Origin of the sequence: Mucilaginibacter gossypii (assembly GCF_900100945.1) — a bacterium.
Lineage (GTDB): Bacteria > Bacteroidota > Bacteroidia > Sphingobacteriales > Sphingobacteriaceae > Mucilaginibacter > Mucilaginibacter gossypii.
Genome location: NZ_FNCG01000005.1, coordinates 289,038 through 308,452, shown reverse-complemented (window position 1 = coordinate 308,452; position 19,415 = coordinate 289,038). Strand labels below are relative to the sequence as shown.

At 44.9% G+C, this 19,415-nt stretch carries 14 protein-coding genes; 9 read left to right on the top strand and 5 right to left on the bottom strand.

Features of this window, described 5'->3' with window-relative positions; genetic code table 11:
* Positions 1-25: 25 nt before the first annotated feature.
* From BLS28_RS13030 to BLS28_RS13005, 6 genes are all read left to right on the top strand, one after another.
* Entirely contained in the window at positions 26-631 is a 606-nt protein-coding gene (locus BLS28_RS13030; RefSeq protein WP_091167568.1) for a hypothetical protein, read from the top strand.
* 39 nt (positions 632-670) lie between these two features.
* Complete coding sequence (locus BLS28_RS13025; protein ID WP_091167565.1) at positions 671-1,330, top strand: DUF6624 domain-containing protein; 660 nt, start codon at positions 671-673, stop codon at positions 1,328-1,330.
* A gap of 369 nt (positions 1,331-1,699) precedes the next feature.
* Complete coding sequence (fumC, locus tag BLS28_RS13020; protein WP_091167562.1) at positions 1,700-3,097, top strand: class II fumarate hydratase; 1,398 nt, start codon at positions 1,700-1,702, stop codon at positions 3,095-3,097.
* Between the two features lie 194 nt (positions 3,098-3,291).
* The gene (locus BLS28_RS13015; RefSeq protein WP_091167560.1) at positions 3,292-3,732 is read left to right on the top strand and encodes a hypothetical protein; all 441 of its coding nucleotides are present in this window, start codon (positions 3,292-3,294) and stop codon (positions 3,730-3,732) included.
* Entirely contained in the window at positions 3,732-4,526 is a 795-nt protein-coding gene (locus tag BLS28_RS13010; protein WP_091167557.1) for a S1/P1 nuclease, read from the top strand. Before BLS28_RS13015 ends, BLS28_RS13010 begins: the two co-directional genes overlap by 1 nt.
* An 85-nt stretch (positions 4,527-4,611) precedes the next feature.
* Positions 4,612-5,052, top strand: a complete 441-nt coding sequence (locus tag BLS28_RS13005) for a low molecular weight protein-tyrosine-phosphatase (protein WP_091167554.1) — start codon at positions 4,612-4,614, stop codon at positions 5,050-5,052.
* A 37-nt stretch (positions 5,053-5,089) separates the two neighbouring features.
* On the opposite strand, the gene BLS28_RS13000 is transcribed toward BLS28_RS13005, so the two are convergent.
* Positions 5,090-5,620, bottom strand: a complete 531-nt coding sequence (locus BLS28_RS13000) for a GNAT family N-acetyltransferase (RefSeq protein WP_091167552.1) — start codon at positions 5,618-5,620, stop codon at positions 5,090-5,092.
* 163 nt (positions 5,621-5,783) lie between these two features.
* Between BLS28_RS13000 and BLS28_RS12995 the strand changes: the two genes are divergently transcribed.
* From BLS28_RS12995 to BLS28_RS31155, 3 genes are all read left to right on the top strand, one after another.
* On the top strand, positions 5,784-7,013 hold the full coding sequence (locus BLS28_RS12995) for a DEAD/DEAH box helicase (protein WP_176844447.1): 1,230 nt from the start codon (positions 5,784-5,786) through the stop codon (positions 7,011-7,013).
* A 185-nt stretch (positions 7,014-7,198) separates the two neighbouring features.
* A complete protein-coding gene (locus BLS28_RS12990) occupies positions 7,199-8,194 on the top strand; it encodes a glycoside hydrolase family 43 protein (RefSeq protein ID WP_091167549.1) in 996 nt (331 codons plus the stop codon).
* 318 nt (positions 8,195-8,512) lie between these two features.
* Positions 8,513-10,129, top strand: a complete 1,617-nt coding sequence (locus tag BLS28_RS31155; RefSeq protein WP_218134408.1) for an aminopeptidase P family protein — start codon at positions 8,513-8,515, stop codon at positions 10,127-10,129.
* A gap of 308 nt (positions 10,130-10,437) precedes the next feature.
* Here BLS28_RS31155 and BLS28_RS12975 read toward each other — a convergent pair whose 3' ends face one another.
* The 4 genes from BLS28_RS12975 to BLS28_RS12955 form a co-directional block, all read right to left on the bottom strand.
* On the bottom strand, positions 10,438-12,345 hold the full coding sequence (locus tag BLS28_RS12975) for a beta-N-acetylhexosaminidase (protein WP_091167547.1): 1,908 nt from the start codon (positions 12,343-12,345) through the stop codon (positions 10,438-10,440).
* Positions 12,346-12,626: 281 nt separating this feature from the next.
* The gene (locus tag BLS28_RS12970; protein ID WP_091167544.1) at positions 12,627-13,757 is read right to left on the bottom strand and encodes an acyltransferase family protein; all 1,131 of its coding nucleotides are present in this window, start codon (positions 13,755-13,757) and stop codon (positions 12,627-12,629) included.
* 187 nt (positions 13,758-13,944) lie between these two features.
* Positions 13,945-15,726: a RagB/SusD family nutrient uptake outer membrane protein gene (locus BLS28_RS12960; RefSeq protein ID WP_091167540.1), complete on the bottom strand. Its 1,782-nt coding sequence runs from the start codon at positions 15,724-15,726 to the stop codon at positions 13,945-13,947.
* A 23-nt stretch (positions 15,727-15,749) separates the two neighbouring features.
* Complete coding sequence (locus BLS28_RS12955; protein ID WP_218134407.1) at positions 15,750-19,250, bottom strand: TonB-dependent receptor; 3,501 nt, start codon at positions 19,248-19,250, stop codon at positions 15,750-15,752.
* Positions 19,251-19,415: the final 165 nt, after the last annotated feature.

The window sequence follows — 19,415 nt, the reverse complement described above, 5'->3', positions numbered from 1 at the left end:
ATAACGCGACTAAATTATACCTGATATGTTAATAGGATCATTGTTTTTGGGCAAAGTGCATGAGGTTAACGGGCAGTGGATAGAGACCAAATTTGTGGTTATTGGCATTCCACTGTTCCCAACCAGCTCCATGCTGGTAACCCGGTCGGCCTGGCGAAGCCGCAATGGGTTTAATATTCCACTCAACCATCAAAGCATCATTGCAGGCTACGCCCGCATGTTTTCGGTGATCATAGCCTTTATTGCTTTCATCTTCTTTTTTAGCGAAAGGGATTCAACCGCTTTGTTAATCGGGGCAATTGGCCTGGCCCTGTGGTTGTATTTTTATTTTGTATTTGGCAGCGCCGATACAGCAGAAGCGGAGGAACGAAAAAAAATGGGCGACCTCACCGGTCTGTACATCAAACCGGAGTGGCTTGGCTATGATGATGCCTACCGGATCTATGATCGCCTCGAAAAAAAATACAGGGCAGAGTTTGGCGGGGCCGACTGGCTCAACGATCTGCAGCAAAATGAAATAGCGCCGGCCAAGCTGCCATTGCTGTATGCGCTTTCGCGATTCAATTATTCTTTAGGTGCCACCGAATGCAATAAAAAATTGTTTGAAAAGGCGGATAGTTTATACTTGTGATACAGGTTTTTGCGTTTATTTGCTTAAACCTTATTGACCATGAAAAACCTGATCATCGCCTTGTTAATGATAACGGCAAGCACAGCATCTGCACAGCAAAAGTTTAACCCTGTTTTGAAGAGACAGCTTGACAGTGTATTAGCACTTGATCAGAAATATCGCGAGATCTTAACTTATCTGATGGATCCGAGCAAAAAGGATTCGGTGTTGAAAACTTTACCGGTTAAACCGGAAGAAGCAACAGGCCATTACTGGAAGCTTCAGAGCCAGGCCGATTCGACCAATTTGATTTTTATCGAGAATGTGTTTAACAAGTACGGTTACCCCGGCAAAACGCTTGTTGGCGAACCAACTAATGAAGCTGCGTGGTCGGTAGTGCAGCATTCCCCTAAAATAGGTAAGTACCTGCCCGCGATAAAAACGGCTGCCGAAAACAAAGAATTACCTTTCAGGTTGTACGCCATGATGCTCGACAGGCAGCTGATGTATGAAGGTAAAGAGCAAATCTACGGTTCGCAGGCTACGTCAAAGCCATTGCGCAACGGCCAAAAAATTGGCTATTATGTGTGGCCTATTAAAGATGCTGCAGGTGTAAATGAACGCCGTAAGCAAGCTGGTTTTGATCAAACTGTTGAACAGAATGCCAAAAGATTGGGCTTTGATTACAAGGTTGTGAAAATTGAGGATGTGAAGTGGTAGCTGTATGAGTAGGATAAAATTCGCGCCGTTGTTGGTGTTGTCACCAACAACTCTTTTTAACTATTTGTTATTGTAATCACTGAAGCTTTTCATTGCGGAAAGAATAAGATGGTTATCGATCTAAGTCATTCATTGTTAACAAGGTAAAACAATTATTGGGCGCAGAGTTGTTGGTAACAACGGCGAGGATGGTATCACCGTACCACTGTCGAGCTCTGGGTGGTGCGATTATAACACCATCCACAAGCTTAATTTATCAATCCGATAGATTCAGAATTCGAAACAAATTGCCCCCTATCAAAAAGTTTACACCCCGCATTCCCCCGCATCATATAAAAACATAACTTTGCCCCTGCAAAATTTAATACCATGAGTTTCAGAACCGAACACGATACCATGGGCGAGGTACAGGTACCTGCCGACAAATACTGGGGAGCGCAAACCGAACGCTCACGCAACAATTTTAAAATTGGTCCGGAGGCATCAATGCCAAAGGAGATTATCGACGCTTTTGCATATCTAAAAAAAGCAGCCGCTTATACCAATACCGATTTAGGTGTATTGCCTGCCGAAAAACGCGACCTGATTGCACAGGTGTGCGATGAGATCCTGGCCGGCGAACTGGCTTCGGAGTTTCCGCTGGTGATTTGGCAAACAGGCTCGGGCACGCAATCAAACATGAACGTGAACGAGGTTGTGGCTAACCGTGCACATGTATTACAAGGCAATAAACTGGGCGAAGGCAAAACCTTTATTCACCCTAATGATGACGTGAACAAATCACAATCATCAAACGATACTTACCCAACAGCTATGCACATTGCGGCATACAAGATCCTGATTGATGTAACCATTCCCGGTATCGAAAAACTGCGCGATACCTTGCAGGCTAAGGTTGAGGCTTTCAAATCCGTAGTAAAAATCGGTCGTACCCATTTGATGGATGCTACCCCGCTTACCTTAGGCCAGGAGTTTTCAGGTTATGTTTCACAGTTGAACCACGGCTTAAAAGCATTGCGTAATACGCTTGATCACCTTTCTGAACTGGCCCTTGGTGGTACGGCTGTAGGTACAGGGATCAACACGCCTAAAGGTTATGATGTAAAAGTTGCTGAGTACATTGCCCAGTTTACCGGCTTTCCGTTCATCACAGCCGAAAATAAATTTGAAGCTCTTGCCGCTCACGATGCCATTGTCGAAAGTCATGGCGCGCTGAAACAAATTGCGGTTTCATTAATGAAAATTGCTAACGATATCAGGATGCTGGCTTCTGGTCCGCGTTCGGGTATTGGCGAGATCCATATCCCCGATAACGAGCCGGGCTCATCAATTATGCCGGGTAAAGTTAATCCAACCCAAAACGAAGCGGTTACCATGGTGGCTGCACAGGTTATGGGTAATGATGTGGCTATTTCCATCGGCGGCTCAAACGGCCATTACGAGCTGAATGTATTTAAACCGGTTATGGCGGCAAACTTCCTGCAATCGGCAAGGTTAATTGGTGATGCCTGCGTGTCGTTCAATGATCATTGCGCTGTAGGCATTGAACCTAATTATGATGGCATCAAAAAACACCTCGAAAACTCATTAATGCTGGTAACTGCGCTTAACCCGCATATCGGCTATGAAAACGCGGCAAAAATTGCTAAAACAGCCCTTAAAAACGGCAGCTCACTGCGCGAAGCTGCTATTGGTTTAGGCTTACTAACCAACGAACAGTTTGACGAGTGGGTACGCCCCGAAAATATGATAGGCAGTTTGAAATAAGCCTCACCCCAAACCCCTCTCCGGATGGAGAGGGGCCTTTTTATTTTTCGCTTATGCAAAAACGCTATAGCTTTCACTTTTTATCTTTCTGCTTTAAGCCTTTCGCTTTGGGCTTTCCGCTTTCGGCTTTTAGCTTAAAAAAAGCCTTTCGCCTTTTACCTTTCGCCTTTTGCCTCATAATAACCTCCTGTACCATGAACCCGGATAAACAAACGCCCGGCGAGGGTTATTTGCAGGGCGAATGGAAACAAGACTCGGTACCTGCGCAAAAAAGCCTGGTAACATATTCGCTATACAATATTAAGTTCAGCTGCGATTCATTTCTTTTGAAGATCAGTACCGTTAGCAAGGTTAATTACGGGGCTGATACGTGTATGAGCAAAGGCCATTGGGATGAATATATACGGGGAACTTATTCGCAACGGCGGGACACACTCCACATTAAAGGGCAGTTTTGCAATGCTGATGGCTCGTATAAAAATGAGCAGGGTTGTTTCAGATTTGGCGATTATGAAGAATATTTTAAGGTTCATAAGCAAAGCGACTCCCTGATCCGGTTTGTAAGTACATCCAACGTAATACCTATTAACGCGCATTTAATAAAAAGAACAAGCTGCATTCCAAAACCATTGTAATGAAAACACAAACCTTAAAAAAACTTTTACTGCTGGTGGCGATATTTTATATCCCCCTGCAAAGCATGGCCTGGGGTACTAATGGGCACCGCATTTGCGGCCAGGTTGCGGATAGCTACCTAACCGCCAAAGCCCGTAAAGCTATTCAAGCCATTTTAGGTAATGAGTCGATTGCCATTACCAGCAACTGGGCCGATTTTATTAAATCAGACCCTGCCTACAATTACCTGTATAACTGGCATTTTATCAACCTGGAAAAAGCTTACAGCTACCCGGACCTGCAGGCTTATTTAAAGGCCGACACGATTACCGATGCCTATACCAAAATGAATTTCCTGGTGGCCGAACTTAAAAAGAAAACTACTACCAAAACCAACAAGTTGCTTTACCTGCGCATGCTGATCCATATTGTTGAGGATGTGCACCAACCGCTGCACACTGGTCACCTGAGTGATAAGGGCGGTAACGATGTAAAGGTACAATGGTTTGGTAAAGAGAGCAACCTGCATTCGGTTTGGGACAGCGAGCTGATTGACCTTCAGCAGTTAAGCTACACCGAGTACACCGCGATGATAAACCACACCACAGCCGCTCAACGCACAGAGTTACAAAAAGCGCCAATGAGCCAGTGGATATACGAAAGCAACCAGATGGCTGATAAGCTATACGCCGAAACTAAAACCGGTGATAAACTTGGTTACAAATACAACTTTAGCCATATAGCAACCCTTAACCAGCAAATGGTTAAAGCCGGCGTACGTTTGGCCGGTTTGCTGAACCAGATATTTGGATAGTTCTTGAGGTTAAAGCTGAAAGGTAAAAGGTAGATTTTCTGCCTAAACCTTTCGCCTTTATCCTTTCGCCTTTTACCTCAAAAAAATGAAAATACTAATGGTATGCCTGGGCAATATATGCCGTTCGCCGCTGGCGGAGGGGGTTATGCAGCACCTGGCAGATGAAAATGGACTTGGCTGGGATGTTGATTCGGCGGGTACCGGAAGATGGCATATAGGCGAAGCTCCCGACAGACGCTCCATTCGCGCAGCCCGTAACCATGGTATCGACATCAGCAAACAGATTTGCCGTCAGTTTAAGCTTACAGACTTTGACGAGTTTGACCATATTTTTGTGATGGACCACAATAACCTGAGCGATGTGCTTGATATGGCCCGCAACGAAAAACAGACTGCTAAAGTAAAGCTTCTGTTAGGTGATAAAGTTGTCCCCGATCCATATTACGACGATAACCAGTTTGAACCGGTTTTTGAGCTGATTGAAAACGGATGTAGGGATATTATTAAAGAGTTACACCCCCTCTAAATCTCCGCCCGATGGGGGAGACTTTTAATAAATGTCTTTAAGCCCTCCCTTCCGGGGAGGGTTGGGTGGGGTTTTTCACCCTAAAAAACGGCACATCTTCCCCATACCAAAACACAATCCCTTCACGTACAAAACCGGCTTTAATCAGCACCCTTTGTGATGCTGCGTTTTGCGGATGGGTAACGGCGCAAATCTCTTTTAGCCCTATATCATTGAATCCATAACTGATCAGTGCTTCGGCAAGTTCGGTAGCTATACCTTGTCCCCAGTGTTTGAGGTGCAGCCGGTAGCCCAGCTCAATGCGGCTCTTGTCGTAATCGCTTGGTTTAAGGGCGCAAACACCTATAAAATCGTTATCTGTGATATTAAAAATCCCCCATCTGCCCAGGCCCGAACCGTTCTGGTATTCCTTCAGCGTATCTTTAAAAACCTGTTTACTCTCTTGCGGAGTACGTTTTTTCACATATTGTGTAAGCCGGTCATCGGCATCTATTGTGGTAACAAGTTCTTCATCTTCGGCTGTAAATTCACGGATCAGCAAGCGTGGTGTTTGAGTGATAATATTCATAGGTTTTCAAAAATATATTTTTGAATTGATTGTACAGGTAAGTTGAGTGTCATATAAAAGGTGACCAGATTTATTTTGATTCTTTAAAGGAAGCCCAATTAATGCTAAAACCCTCATTTGCCGTTAAATTTTTATACCTTGCATAATTTACTTATAAGATATAGTGACTTTCCAGGATTTTAATTTTAACGAGCAATTATTTGAAGGTGTAGAGAGCATGGGTTTCGTAAACCCCACACCCATACAATCTATGGCCATCCCAGCCATTATGGAGGGGCGCGATCTGATTGCGTGCGCTCAAACCGGTACCGGTAAAACCGGCGCTTATTTGCTTCCTGTTTTAAACAGCATCAGCAAAACAAATAAACACCATACCAGTGCCCTTATACTTGCCCCAACCCGCGAGCTTGCCCAGCAAATAGATCAGCAGGTTGAAGGCCTTGCCTATTTTACCGGTATCAGCTCTATTGCTGTTTTTGGCGGCGGCGACGGCATTGTTTACGAACAACAGCGCCGCGGCATTCAAAACAATGTAAATATTATTGTAGCTACCCCCGGCCGGCTGATCGCCCACCTTACATCAGGCGTGCTGAAGCTTAATCACCTTACACATTTGGTACTTGATGAGGCCGACAGGATGCTGGATATGGGATTTTCTGATGATATCATGAAAATTATCAGCTACCTGCCAAAAGAGAGGCAAACGCTGTTGTTTTCGGCCACCATGCCAGGCCGTATCCGTTCATTGGCCAAAGCTATTTTGAAAGATCCGGAGCAGATCAATATCGCTATTTCGCAGCCGGCCGTTGGTATCGATCAGCAGGTTTACCGGGTTCATGATCAACAAAAAACGCCGTTGGTACAGCATATCCTGAAAGATTCGGCATTTACAAGTATCATCATCTTTGCATCGCGCAAGGAAATTGTTAAAGCGCTATACAAAGAACTTAAGGCGATCAAGATCAACGCAATGTCTTTCCACTCCGACCTGGAGCAGAAAGAGCGTGAAGAGATCCTGCTTAAGTTCAAAAACAAGCAATTACCGGTTATCATCGGTACCGACGCCCTTTCGCGCGGCATTGATGTGGAGGGCATCGACCTGGTGATCAACTACGATGTTCCAGGCGATCCGGAAGATTATATTCACCGTATTGGTCGTACGGCCCGCGCCGCTACCACCGGTACCGCCATAACCTTCGTTAACCACCGCGATGAGCGCAAGCTTAAAAATATTGAGAAACTGATTGAAAAGCCGATAAAGCTGATGGCACTGCCGGATGAACTGGCCACAATACAACCCCTGAAGCCCGAACAGCCTCAAGGAGATGCCAAAAGGAAACCTAACCGTCGCTGGGGTAAAAAGAAGCCGAAACAGCAGAATACGGGTAATTAAAAAGTTTTCACGAATACCATTTTGGGTGTTGATTTAATTTAATCGAATTACACGAATTAATCGTTGGCAGTTAAAGCTCAACAATTTAAAAATTTGTGTAATTCGTCTCAATCCGAATAAATTCGCACCTCATTACTAAAACGTTTTATCTATTTTAATATCTTAGACCAAAAATCTATTTCCCAATGATCATTCCTAAAAAACTGGTTTTACTGGCAACGTTTGGTGCGGCAATTATCATATCTGAAAATAAGGCATTAGCACAGGAGAAGAAAACATCAGGTAATCCTATTGTTCAAGGCTGGTATGCCGACCCGGAAGCCAAAATCTTCAATAAACAATACTGGGTATATCCAACCTATTCGGCTAAATATAACGACCAGGTATTTATGGATGCCTTTTCATCGCCCGATCTGGTTAACTGGACTAAGCATCCCCGCATTATCGATACTGCCGCTGTAAAGTGGGCTAAACGTGCTATGTGGGCTCCGGCAGTAACTGAAAAAGACGGTAAATACTATATCTTTTTTGGCGCTAACGATATTCAGAACAATAACGAAGTTGGCGGTATAGGTGTTGCCGTTGGCGATAAACCTGAAGGCCCATTCAAAGACCTTTTGGGCAAACCACTCATTGGCCAGATCATCAATAAAGCGCAGCCTATAGATCAATTTGTGTTTAAAGATGACGACGGCCAGTACTACATGATTTACGGTGGCTGGGGCCAATGTAATATCGTAAAGCTAAAAAACGACTTTACAGGTATCGAACCGTTTAAAGATGGTGAAACCTACAAACTGATCACCCCTAAAGATTATGTTGAAGGCCCGGTGATGTTTAAACGCAAAGGCAAATATTATTTTATGTGGAGCGAAGGCGGCTGGACTGGTCCGGATTACCGCGTGGCGTATGCAATCGGCGATTCGCCGTTTGGTCCGTTTAACCGGATCGGAACAATATTGAAACAAGACCCGAGCATAGCCACAGGAGCAGGGCACCACTCCGTGATCCAGGTGCCGGGGAAGGATGAATGGTATATTGTTTACCACCGCCGCCCCTTAACCGAAACTGATGGCAACCACCGCGTTACCTGTATCGATAAAATGTACTTTGACAAGGATGGCAAGATCCTGCCGGTGAAAATCACCAATGAAGGTGTAACGGCAAGGAAGATTAAGTAGACCGTTCAAATTTAATATGTCATTGCGAGCGATAGCGTGGCAATCTCATAGCCAATGCTATTCGCCATGCCGGTTTGCTGTCTATGCGACGAGATTGCCACGTCGCCCCTGGAACACAAACCCGGGCCGCTCCTCGCAATGACATAGTTGTTTTTTTGTAGCCATTGGTTTCAGCGTTGATATTGTCCTTGCTAATTTGCACATCTGAAATCTTTTCATTTGCACATCAATCTTTTCACCCTAAAAGGGTGAGCATGATAATCCCTGATATTTAGTATCTTAAACCGTTTTTTTGACTGACATTATTCCTTTATCATTATGACGCGATCATTTTTTCGGGCATTAGTAATTTTACTTGCCCTGGGCGGCGGCAACCGCTGTTTCGGACAAACCGCCGAAAACCTGCCCACCGATTATTTAAGCAAAGAGTTTCATGCCGGAAGACGCCAGGCCCTGCGCAACCTGATGCCCGCCAATTCGGTGATGGTGATCTTCTCGTACCCTGAACAGGTATTTTCGAACGATGTTAACTACGTTTATCATCCTAATCCCGATCTGTATTATTTTTCAGGATATAAAGAACCCAATTCAGTGTTGTTGGTATTTAAAGAAATGCAGGCTGTGGGCGACAGCAGCTATAACGAGGTGCTGTTTGTACGTCACCGGGATGCCGCTCGTGAGCAATGGACAGGCAGGCGTTTAGGCCTTGAGGGCGCTAAATCGCAGCTTGGTTTTAAGCGGGTTTACAACAGCGAGGATTTCGCGAAATTCCCGGTTGATTTTAAAAAGTTTGCCAATGTGTATTATGATGCACTGCCCGAAGATGTTACCGGCGATGGATCGACCGGCGAGCTAAAAAAACTGATCGCAGCTTTTAAAATTAAGGCTGGCATAACGGAAACCAACAGGCAGGTTATGAGTGATCTTAATTTGATAGCAAGGATGGTTACTCCTCAAAATTTAGCCCGTTTCATGACTTATTTTAAAGATAAGTTTGCTGATGAGGATCACAAGAATAATCCGCTTATACAACAATTGGCGGCCAAGCCCGATTCTGCAACGCTTGCCGATGTTAAGGCAAAGATTGGCACAACTTACGGCGGTAACACCGGATATGCTGAATTTACTTCAAAACTCCGCGGCGTAAAAACACCGGAGGAAATAGCCGTATTGAAAAAAGCGGTTGAGATCTCAAGCCTTGCCCATCTGGCAGTAATGAAATCGGTAAAACCCAATATGAGCGAGCGCGAGGTTGAAGGCATCATGACCTACGTGCATAAAAGATACGGAGCAGAAGACGAGGGCTATCCACCAATTGTAGGTGCAGGCGCTAATGGTTGTATCCTGCATTATGAAGAAAACTCGGCCACAAAAATTGATAACCAGTTATTACTCATGGATGTTGGTGCCGAATATCATGGCTATTCTGCCGACGTTACCCGCACTGTACCGGCTAACGGCAAATTTACCGAAGAGCAAAAAGCCATTTACCAATTAGTTTACGATGCGCAGGAAGAGATTTTTAAATTGTGTAAAGCGGGAGTTCCCTATGCAAGTCTTGAGCAAAAATCGGTAGAAGTATTATCGGCCGGATTAATTAAGCTTGGTATTATCAAGGATGCTTCAGAAGTACGTAAATATTACCCGCATGGCTGCTCGCACCATTTAGGGCTTGATGTGCATGACAAAGGCGGTCGCGGTAATTTGGAAGAGAACTGGGTGATCACCGTTGAGCCGGGGATCTATATCCCTGCCGGCAGCCCCTGCGATAAAAAATGGTGGAATATTGGCGTACGTATTGAAGATGACGTACAAATTGGTAAAGACAAGGGCACAATCCTGTCGATAGATGCGCCGCGCAAATGGCAGGATGTTGAAAAAGCTGCTACTGAGAAAAGTATTTTTGAGGCTACCAAATTTCCGGAGCTGAAATAAAAATAACGCCAATAGAAAAAGCCCGCCGCGGCCCGGCTTCAGCCGAGTGGCAACTATTAAGCGGCCTCTGGCCGCCGAAGCGAACATACCTTGCGCTCGTTTGTAATGCGATATCCGCGATGCAATCGCCGAACCATATTAAGCGCTCGTTGCAAACGAGCGCAAGAAAATAACAGAACTTCGGCGGCCAGAGGCCGCTTAATAGTAAACACTCGGCTGGAGCCGGGCGTTGGCGATAGTATAAGCGTACTTAAACACGAAAGCCCTCCGAAATTCAATCCGGAGGGCTTTCTATTTATGAATTATTCTTACTTCTTAATCCTGCTCTTCAACTCAGCCAATGGCATGGTAACCATACGGCCTATTGGCTTTTTACCACGATAAGTGATCACCCTTAGCGTGGTTGCATCTTTAGGGGCATCTATCGGCGCTGTATATTTTGGATAAAACCTGTCGGGGAACGAGTTGTCGAAGCTGTAATAAGTGTCCAGCCCGTTTACCTCATTTGTTAGTGTGATTTTTAACGTGCTGTCAGGATTCAACACTGCATCAAATGATGGATCGTAAGCGCTTGGGGCTATCTTGGTTTCGGCTTCATCAAAGCGCGGGAAATGTTTCTCAACCCGGCTAAAAAATCCGTCCCAGTTTTTAGTTCCTTTTGGCGACCATACATCCTCGGCAATAGCCATGCCGCGTGGCCAGGTCATATATTCGGCTTGGCGGATGTTGTATACCTGCTCGGTCCATAAGTTGGCCTGACCGCCTTTAATGAGGCGTGCATCAACACTATCAGGTACAGGCTCCCAAGAGTAAGTTTTGTTTAAGCGAAGTGTGGCATAGATCTTGGTTTCGTTTACACGGTCGCTTTGCATGTAATCAAGGTAAGCGAACGTTGTTGGGCTCATGACCACCTCATGGCCTGCTTTAGCAGCGGTGATACCTCCCTGAATACCCCGCCAGCTCATCACAGCTGCATTAGGGCCCAGACCGCCCTCAATGATCTCGTCCCAACCCATGAATTTTTTGCCTTTCGATTCTACAATCTTTTCAAGTCGCTTTTCGAAATAAGCCTGTACTTCGCTCATTGTTTTCAGGTTTTCTTTGGCCATTAATGCTTTGATGGCATCACTTTGCTCCCAGAAGTTTTTGGCGCACTCATCACCCCCTAAATGGATATAGCCAAAGGGGAACAACTGTGCAATTTCGGTAATAACTTTATCCATAAACGTATAAACGTTTTCGTTGGCAGGGCAAAGGGTATTGTCGACAATAGCGCGGTTATGCGGGCCGCTCCAATCCATGAAAGGCTCGCCGGAGTTCACCACATATTTATCGGCACCCGGAGTGCATGAAAGCTCAGGGTAGGCAACTATCGCAGCGAGGCTATGGCCCGGTACGTCAATTTCGGGCAGGATGTTCACAAACCTGTCTTTGGCGTATTGTACCAACTCTTTGATATCTTCCTGGGTATAAAAACCGCCGTAGGTACGTGGCTCATCAGGTGTAGGTGGAGTAAACGTACCAAACTGGCCTACTTTTTTTACGTTGTGCGATCCTACTTCGGTTAATCTTGGCAGGCTTTTGATCTCCACGCGCCAACCTTCATCATCGGTAAGGTGTAAATGCAGCAGGTTAAATTTATACTTAACCATGGCATCGATGTATTGCTTAACCTCGGCTTTGGTAAAAAAGTGGCGTGATACATCAAACATCAACCCTCTCCATCCAAACCTTGGATAGTCGGTAATTTCAACCGCGGGTGCAGTCCATTTTACGCCCTTGGCTACTTCCAGTCCTTCAATTTCTTTAGGCAACAGCTGGAAAAACGTCTGTACGCCATAAAATAGTCCCGCGGCATCATTAGCGTGGATCACTACTTTTTTAGAGGTTACGGATAATTTATACCCCTCGGTTTTGAGAACTGTATCGGCTGTTTTATTTAGAATCAGCCTGATGGGCGCTGTCGGCGCTACACTTTTTACGGTGATGAATACACCCGTAGCAGTAGACAGTTTTCTTTTAAGATAGGCAGTTACATTTGCCACATCGGCAGATGAACCGGCTTCTACAATTACTGTTTTGGGCAGCACAAACTGGCCGGTAGTTTGGGTAACTTTTACCGGTTGCGGAATAAGCGCGAGTGCCGGTTTGGTTGTTTGGGCCGCAGAAAGCAGGTGTGCCATACAGCCGCAAAGCAATAAGGATAATTTCTTCATAAAGAATTGTTATTTAATTGGATGTACGCAAATTAAACTTTTTAAATAATATTAAGAAGTATATTTTCTGAACCATGATTTTTAGGATTTGAGGATGACCAGTATATTGTCTGAACTCAAATTTTAAAAGAATTTTTAGATTCTTTTTTGAATTTGCAGAGCGTTCTGTAATTATTTAATTCCTTAAAATTCCTGTTCAGACAAAATCGGTGAAATCAAAAATCAATCGATGAAACCCCAAAAAAAATCCGAAATCGAACATTCGAAATCCAAAATTCCAATCACACCCTGATATAGATATTCCGCTTGTCGAGGATGTAGGCAACCAGCCAGCAAATCATCATAAAACTGATAGCGAATAGCAATGATCCAATCGGGCCGGGCGCTATAGCCTGGTAAAAAGCGGTGTTGATCCAATCGACAGCGTTTGTGCCGTTTATCATGATCATACTTACCGGGATCAGCAGTATTTCGGATAGCACATATATAGGCAGCGGATTTTTCCCCATGGTGGTGAAAAAACGGGCCCAATTGCCTTTATTCCAATTATTAATTTCCAAAGCATATATCAAGGCTGAGAGGATCACTAAATCCAACCCGGTGGTTACCAGCACAAAGGAGCTTGTCCACAGTTTTTTATTGATCGGGAAAACCATGTTCCAGCATAAGGCCAGGAAGATGAACAGGCAGCCGGTTAACAGCAATTTGGTGGTGGTATCATATCCCTTACCTTTTTGCTGGATAAATTTACCTGCATAGTATCCAACTACAACGTTAACAATTGCCGGTAACGTGCTTAATACGCCTTCCGGATCGAACGGAATACCCTCGCCGTGATATAAATGATCAGGCCCGAACAAAAATTTATCAAGGTAGATGCCTGCATTGCCGGTCATGCTCAAAGGGTCGGCTGGGTTGCCATACACCAGCAGGATGATCCAGTAGATCACCAGAAATAACCCCGATAAAATGAAAACCGTTTGTTTGGACAGGAAATGGATCATGAGCGAGGCAAAGCAATAACACAGGGCAATGCGTTGCAAAACACCCATAATGCGGGTATGGGTAATTGTTTTTAGATGAAAATGCCCGCCGCTTGTTGAAAAGAAAGGGAACCAGTACATGAGGTAACCTATTAAAAATATGAGCAGGGTACGCCTGAAAACTTTGCTTAGCACAGCCGAGTTGCCCATTTCCTGGTAGCGTTTCATTGAAAAGCTCATGGCGTTGCCTACTGCAAATAAAAAAGAAGGAAACACAAGATCGGTGGGGGTGAAGCCATGCCATGCGGCATGTTCAAGTGGCGAAAAAGGGGCTGCTCCGCTGCCCGGCGTATTTACAATGATCATGAAGCATAAAGTCATGCCACGAAATACATCCAGCGATAAAAACCGCGATGATGATTTGTCCATAAATGGGTTTAAAAATGTTTATAATCAGCTTTTCAGAAGCAGGGATGTTAAGGCAAGATAATAAACTTACCGGGAAGTATGCTTTCCCGATAAGTTGTCAGGTTATTTATAATTTTGCATTTTCCTGTTACCAACTGAACACCAGTTTATTAGCTTTTAGCTTTGCGCATTTTGCTTTCAGCTTTAATTAATGATAGCCCGGATTTTGTTTCAATTGCGGTGTGCCGCCCTTAGCGCTTAAGTCAATCTCTACCAGCGGTATCGGGAAATATTCGCTTTTACCTTTAATAAATTTACCGCCTTTTACATCACTGGTCAACGTACTTTGATATGCTATGTAAGCATTAAGCTCGGTATCGGCAATGCCCCAGCGTACAAGGTCAAAAAAGCGATGACCTTCCATGGCAAGCTCAATTTTACGCTCAAAATAAATGGCTTTAAGCGCAAAATCTTTGCTGGCAAAGGCACCGCCGGGATAAGGGCTCACTTTATAGTTAGCTGCTGCCTGAGTGGTGAAACCTGCTGTAGGGTCATCATTGTCTTTGTATTTGTGTACAAAACCTTCAGGATTAGCTGCGCGGTTACGCACCATGTTTACATAGCTTTCGGCTTTATCAAGGCTACCAACCTGTGCTTCAACCTCAGCGGCCATTAACAGTACATCGGCGTAACGAATAATGTTATAATTGATGCCTGAGCCTGGCGCCCATGAGGTGTTATCGCCGTTTACATCCTGCTCGGCCTGGCCGTAAACGTTTTTGATAGGCGAATAAGGGCCGCCGTACTGCTGATCTCGGATCCAGTCGGCTCCCGGATGTAAGCCCCAGTCAAGATAAGGGATCCCGCGGCGACCGGCAGTCCAGTCAAGGCGCGGGTCAATAGTACCTGCGTCAGGAGTATAATCGTCGGCCGATGCCAGGCCCATATCTGTTTTTATAGCGTGGCTGTTATAATCGTCAAGATATGGTAAGCCGGTAGTTGAATTGGTGCGGAAATGATTTACAAGGTCAATTGATGGCTGGTAAAAACCACAGCAGCTAAACGGGCTGCTATTGCCATACGGAAAGTTAAGCATATCGCCGTTATTTGCCTGCGACGGGCCGTTAGGATCGGTATTGGCAGCAGCCTGAACGGCAAAAACAGATTCGGCGCTGTTGTTGGTAGCCGTTCTGAAATTGTCGTTGAATTTAGCGTTAAGTGCATACTTTTTACCGTCGGAAGTTACACCCTGCGCAATAACCGCATCAAATACAACCTTTGCTTCAGCATATTTATGCTCGTACAGGTATGTTTTACCTAAGTATGCACCGGCAGCCCATTTATTGGCGCGGCCAACTTCGGTTTGGATATTAGGCAGATTGTCGTAAGCGTATTTGAAATCCGCTTCAATCTTTGGCCAGATATCTGTATTGTTGGGTTGATTAATGTCGGTTGTTGTTTCATCAAGATAGGGCACATTATTAAACATCTTTTTCAGGTCGAAGTAATAATGCGCTCTTAAGAAACGGGCCTGTGCAAGTATATTGGTTTTGTTTGAGGCTGATATCGAAGTAACCTTATTGGTTATTTTGATGGTGTTGTTTGTGCGTGATACCCCCTCGTAATCGGCCCGCCATTTGCTGTCAAAAAAACCATTGCTGGCATCGGCGTTGTATTTCATCATTGGTTCTATCGGTTGCTGATCGCCGGCTATACTGCCTTTTGATGCATCTCCGCCTACTACACCGCCATATACCCAGTTATCCGGCGAGGCTTCCCACGCACCGCCGCCGCCTACCGAGGCGTCGCCGCCCTGCTGGCCATCCAACACTGCATAAGCACCTACAAGCAGTTCATTAGCTCCTGATTCTGTTTCGAGAAATTGAGGCTCGAGGGCGCCGTTAATAGGTTTATCGAGATATGATTTTTTACACGCGCCAAGCGATAGTATACTTAAAAGCGCTATGGAAATAAGTTTTTTAGCTTTCATTGTAATCCGTTTAAATATTGCTGTTATAATGAAAAATTAACTCCGAATATAAAGGTGCGTGGGCTCGCGTAACTACCCTCGTCAATACCAAAATCTTTGGTGTTGCCGCTCAGTTCAGGATCAACACCGCTGTAGCCTGTTAAAGTAAACAGGTTGGTTGCCGATACATAGATCCTTAACTTTTGGATCCCCGCCTTTTTAAGCCCTGCAATGTTAAAGGTGTAGCCAACCTGCGCGTTACGCATGCGCACGTAAGTGCCGTTTTCAACAAAGTATGAGTTTGGTGTAGCGCCGCTGCTGGTTGATGCGTCAAGTTCCTGGATAGGTGCCTTTGCATTTTGATGAGTTGGCGTCCATGAATCATTAAGTGCGGTATAGCTTTTTGCTGTACCAAATGAAGCATAGAAATCCCGCCAGTATTTAACGCTGTTCCATAGTTTATTGCCGAATGAGCCGTAAAGGAATACGCTGGCATCAAAGTTTTTATAGTTTACACCCAGGTTTAAGCCGGCAGTAACTTTCGGGTTTGGATTACCGATAAAAGTACGGTCGGCATCGGTAATGACACCATCACCGTTTACGTCTTTATACCTGAAACGGCCAACCTTTACATCTGATTGGTAGTAAGCATTCGGATCGCCGGTGCGGGTTTGTACACCTTTGTCGGCTGCGTCAATTTCGGCCTGCGAATTCCAGAAGCCTACGATCTGGTAGCCATAAAACTCGCCTAAAGAATGACCTACCTGGCTGCGGGTAATTGGGTTATCAAACCTGCTTGTTGCAGAACCAGGAAAGTAGTCCCTGTCATCAGATACTTTTAATACTTTATTATTATAAGTGGTTAAAGTACCTGTCGCATTAAAGCTCAGATCGCTGCTGGCCCTGAAATTGCCGGTAACAGAAAGGTCAAGACCATCGGTTTTCATTTTACCAACGTTTTGTGCCGGGAAAGCACCGTTGCCCGCTGTACCTAACTGGGTAGCATTAAATAACAAATCCTTAATGTCTTTGCGGTAGTAATCGGCAGTTACGGCTATTTTGCCGCCAAATAAGGTTGCATCAAAGCCAAAGTTGGAGTTAATATCTTTTTCCCAAAGCGCGTGAGGGTTGGCTGTTTGATCCTGGTAAAAGCCCGGAGTTAGGTTAAGAGAGCCATCGATAGGATAATACGACTGGCCAATATCATTACTGAACGTAACGTAAGCGTCTTTACTGCCCATATTGATCTGGTTACCCATAATACCCCAGCCGCCTCTTAGCTTCAGGTCGGTAAGCCAGGTAATATTTTTCATAAAGTTTTCCTGCGAGATACGCCAGCCCGCGCTGAATGCCGGGAAGTAGCCATAACGTTGGTCAACCGGGAATTTTGATGAGCCGTCGCGACGGATAGTGGCGTTAAACAGGTAGCGGTCGTTATAAGTATAATCTAAACGGGCAAACTCCGAAAATAATGAGTTGTTAGATTTGCCGCTGTAAGTGTTTTTATTGGTGGTACCGGTAGACAGGTTTACATAATCAGGATCAAAAGTGTAAAAACCCTGAATGCTGCCGCCAACATAACGGTCGTGATCTTCAACGGCCTCGGTACCTACCACTATGTTAACATTGTGTTTGCCAAATACTTTTTGATAGCTAAGGGTATTGGTCCAGTTATAAGTGTAGCTATTGTCTGATCCTTCGCTGTAAGTATTGGTTGAAGAGTTTTCAACGTTTTCATATGTAGGGAACGAAAACGAATGGTTGTTGCTGTTGATGATATCGCCGCCAAAACTGGTACGTAAGGTAAGGCCGGGAATAATGTCGGCTTCGGCAAATACGTTACCAAGCAAACGATAACTTGTTGACTGGTTGTTTTTTGTACGCTGCTGTATAGCAACCGGGTTATTGGCATCGCCAAGGCCCGTACCGTAACTTCCCGCATAGTTACCTTTAATGTCGTAAACAGGAATAAGGGGCTGTTCGCGCAGGGCATGTGCAATAACGCCATCCGGGTCATTAGTGCTGACCTGCGAATGTGATGTTCCGTCATTTACCTGCGGCTGCCTGGTTATAGAATAAGCTAGGTTTTCGCCCACTCTGATGTGTTTAGTTACATTATAGGTGGTATTTGAGCGCAGCGTGTACCGTTTAAGATAAGTATCAATCAGTGTACCTTGCTGGTTAAAATAATTTAACGAGAATAAATAGCTGGCGTTATCAGTACTGCCGCTCAACGATATATTGTGGCTATTCATCGGGGCCGATTTAAACAACTCATGATACCAGTCGGTACCGGCTTTGTTGGCCCTTGTTATCCTGTAAAAATTACCCAGGTCTGCAGCTGATGTATAAAAAGGGTTTACATAGTATTTTGATGGATCGACAGATGGGTCACCTTCTTTAGCACCTGCCGGGGTAATATAATCAGGCAGTGTAAAAGCCGAGCCTGTACCGGTTGGGTTGTACAAGGCATCTTTAATGCTGTTATCGCCCGAATTTTTCTTAGCGGTAAGTTTCAGATCGGCCATTTGCTGCGGCGTAATGGTATTCCAGACATTGCCGCCTTTGGGCCTTTGCGTGCCGTAGTAGGCATCATATTGAATATTTACTTTGCCCTTGCCCCGTTTGGTAGTGATGATGATAACGCCGTTTGCCGCCCTTGCACCATATATTGATGCCGAACTTGCGTCTTTTAACACCTGGAAGGTCTCAACATCATTAGGGTTCAGCGTACTTACATCATATGTTTCCACACCGTCAACTACGTACAAGGGAGTATTATTTCCGAAAGTATTAAAACCCCTGATGTGTACCTGCGGCTCTTCGCCGGGTTGTCCTGACCCGGTAACGGTAACGCCCGATGCCTGGCCTTGCAATTGCGAGTTTACTGATGACGATGCCTGTTTATTAAGGTCTTTAACGTTAACTACCGCAACAGCGCCGGTAAGGTCTTTCTTTTTCTGCGTGGTATAACCAACCACAACCACCTCGTTCAGCGCTTTTGACTCTTCAAGCAAAGTTACGTTGATGGTGGTTTGTCCATTTACCGGAATAACCTGCGTGGTAAAGCCTAAAAAGCCAAATTCAAGTGAGCCGTTACCGTCGGGCAGGGTTAGGGTATATTTACCGTTAATGTCGGTAACTGTGCCTAAATTACTGCCTTTGAGCTTTACACTAACGCCCGGTAAGGGCTGACCGCTCACATCTTTAACTACACCTGTTACAGTTACCGTGACAACAGGTTTTGCATCGGCAGGTTTTATAATGATGATATCATCAACCACCTGGAAAGTAAGCGGCTGTTTTTGAAGCACCTGTTTCATTACCGACTCAATAGGCGCGTCCTGCACATCCACGTTTATTTTCCTGTCAACATCAACCTGGTCAAGCCGGTAAAAAACAGTGTATTTACTGCTTTTTTCAATCTGCTTAAACATTTGCTTAACAGAAATATTGTTCACATTAAAGTTGTAAACGTTTTGTGAATAAGCGGCAGCGTGTATTTGCATAATGCCCGTCAATAGCAGAACGGTTACCAGCTTCATAATTTTGATCGTTTTTTGCCACGGGCCGACGGCCAGAGCGGACTTTCTGTAAAAATTAATCATAAATTTGTTTGTTAATCAGTTAATACGATGCTTCCCCAAGCGTAGGGTATTAGCTTTGATTGCTTTAGGCCCGGGCGTGTTGGTAGCACATCCGGGTTTTTT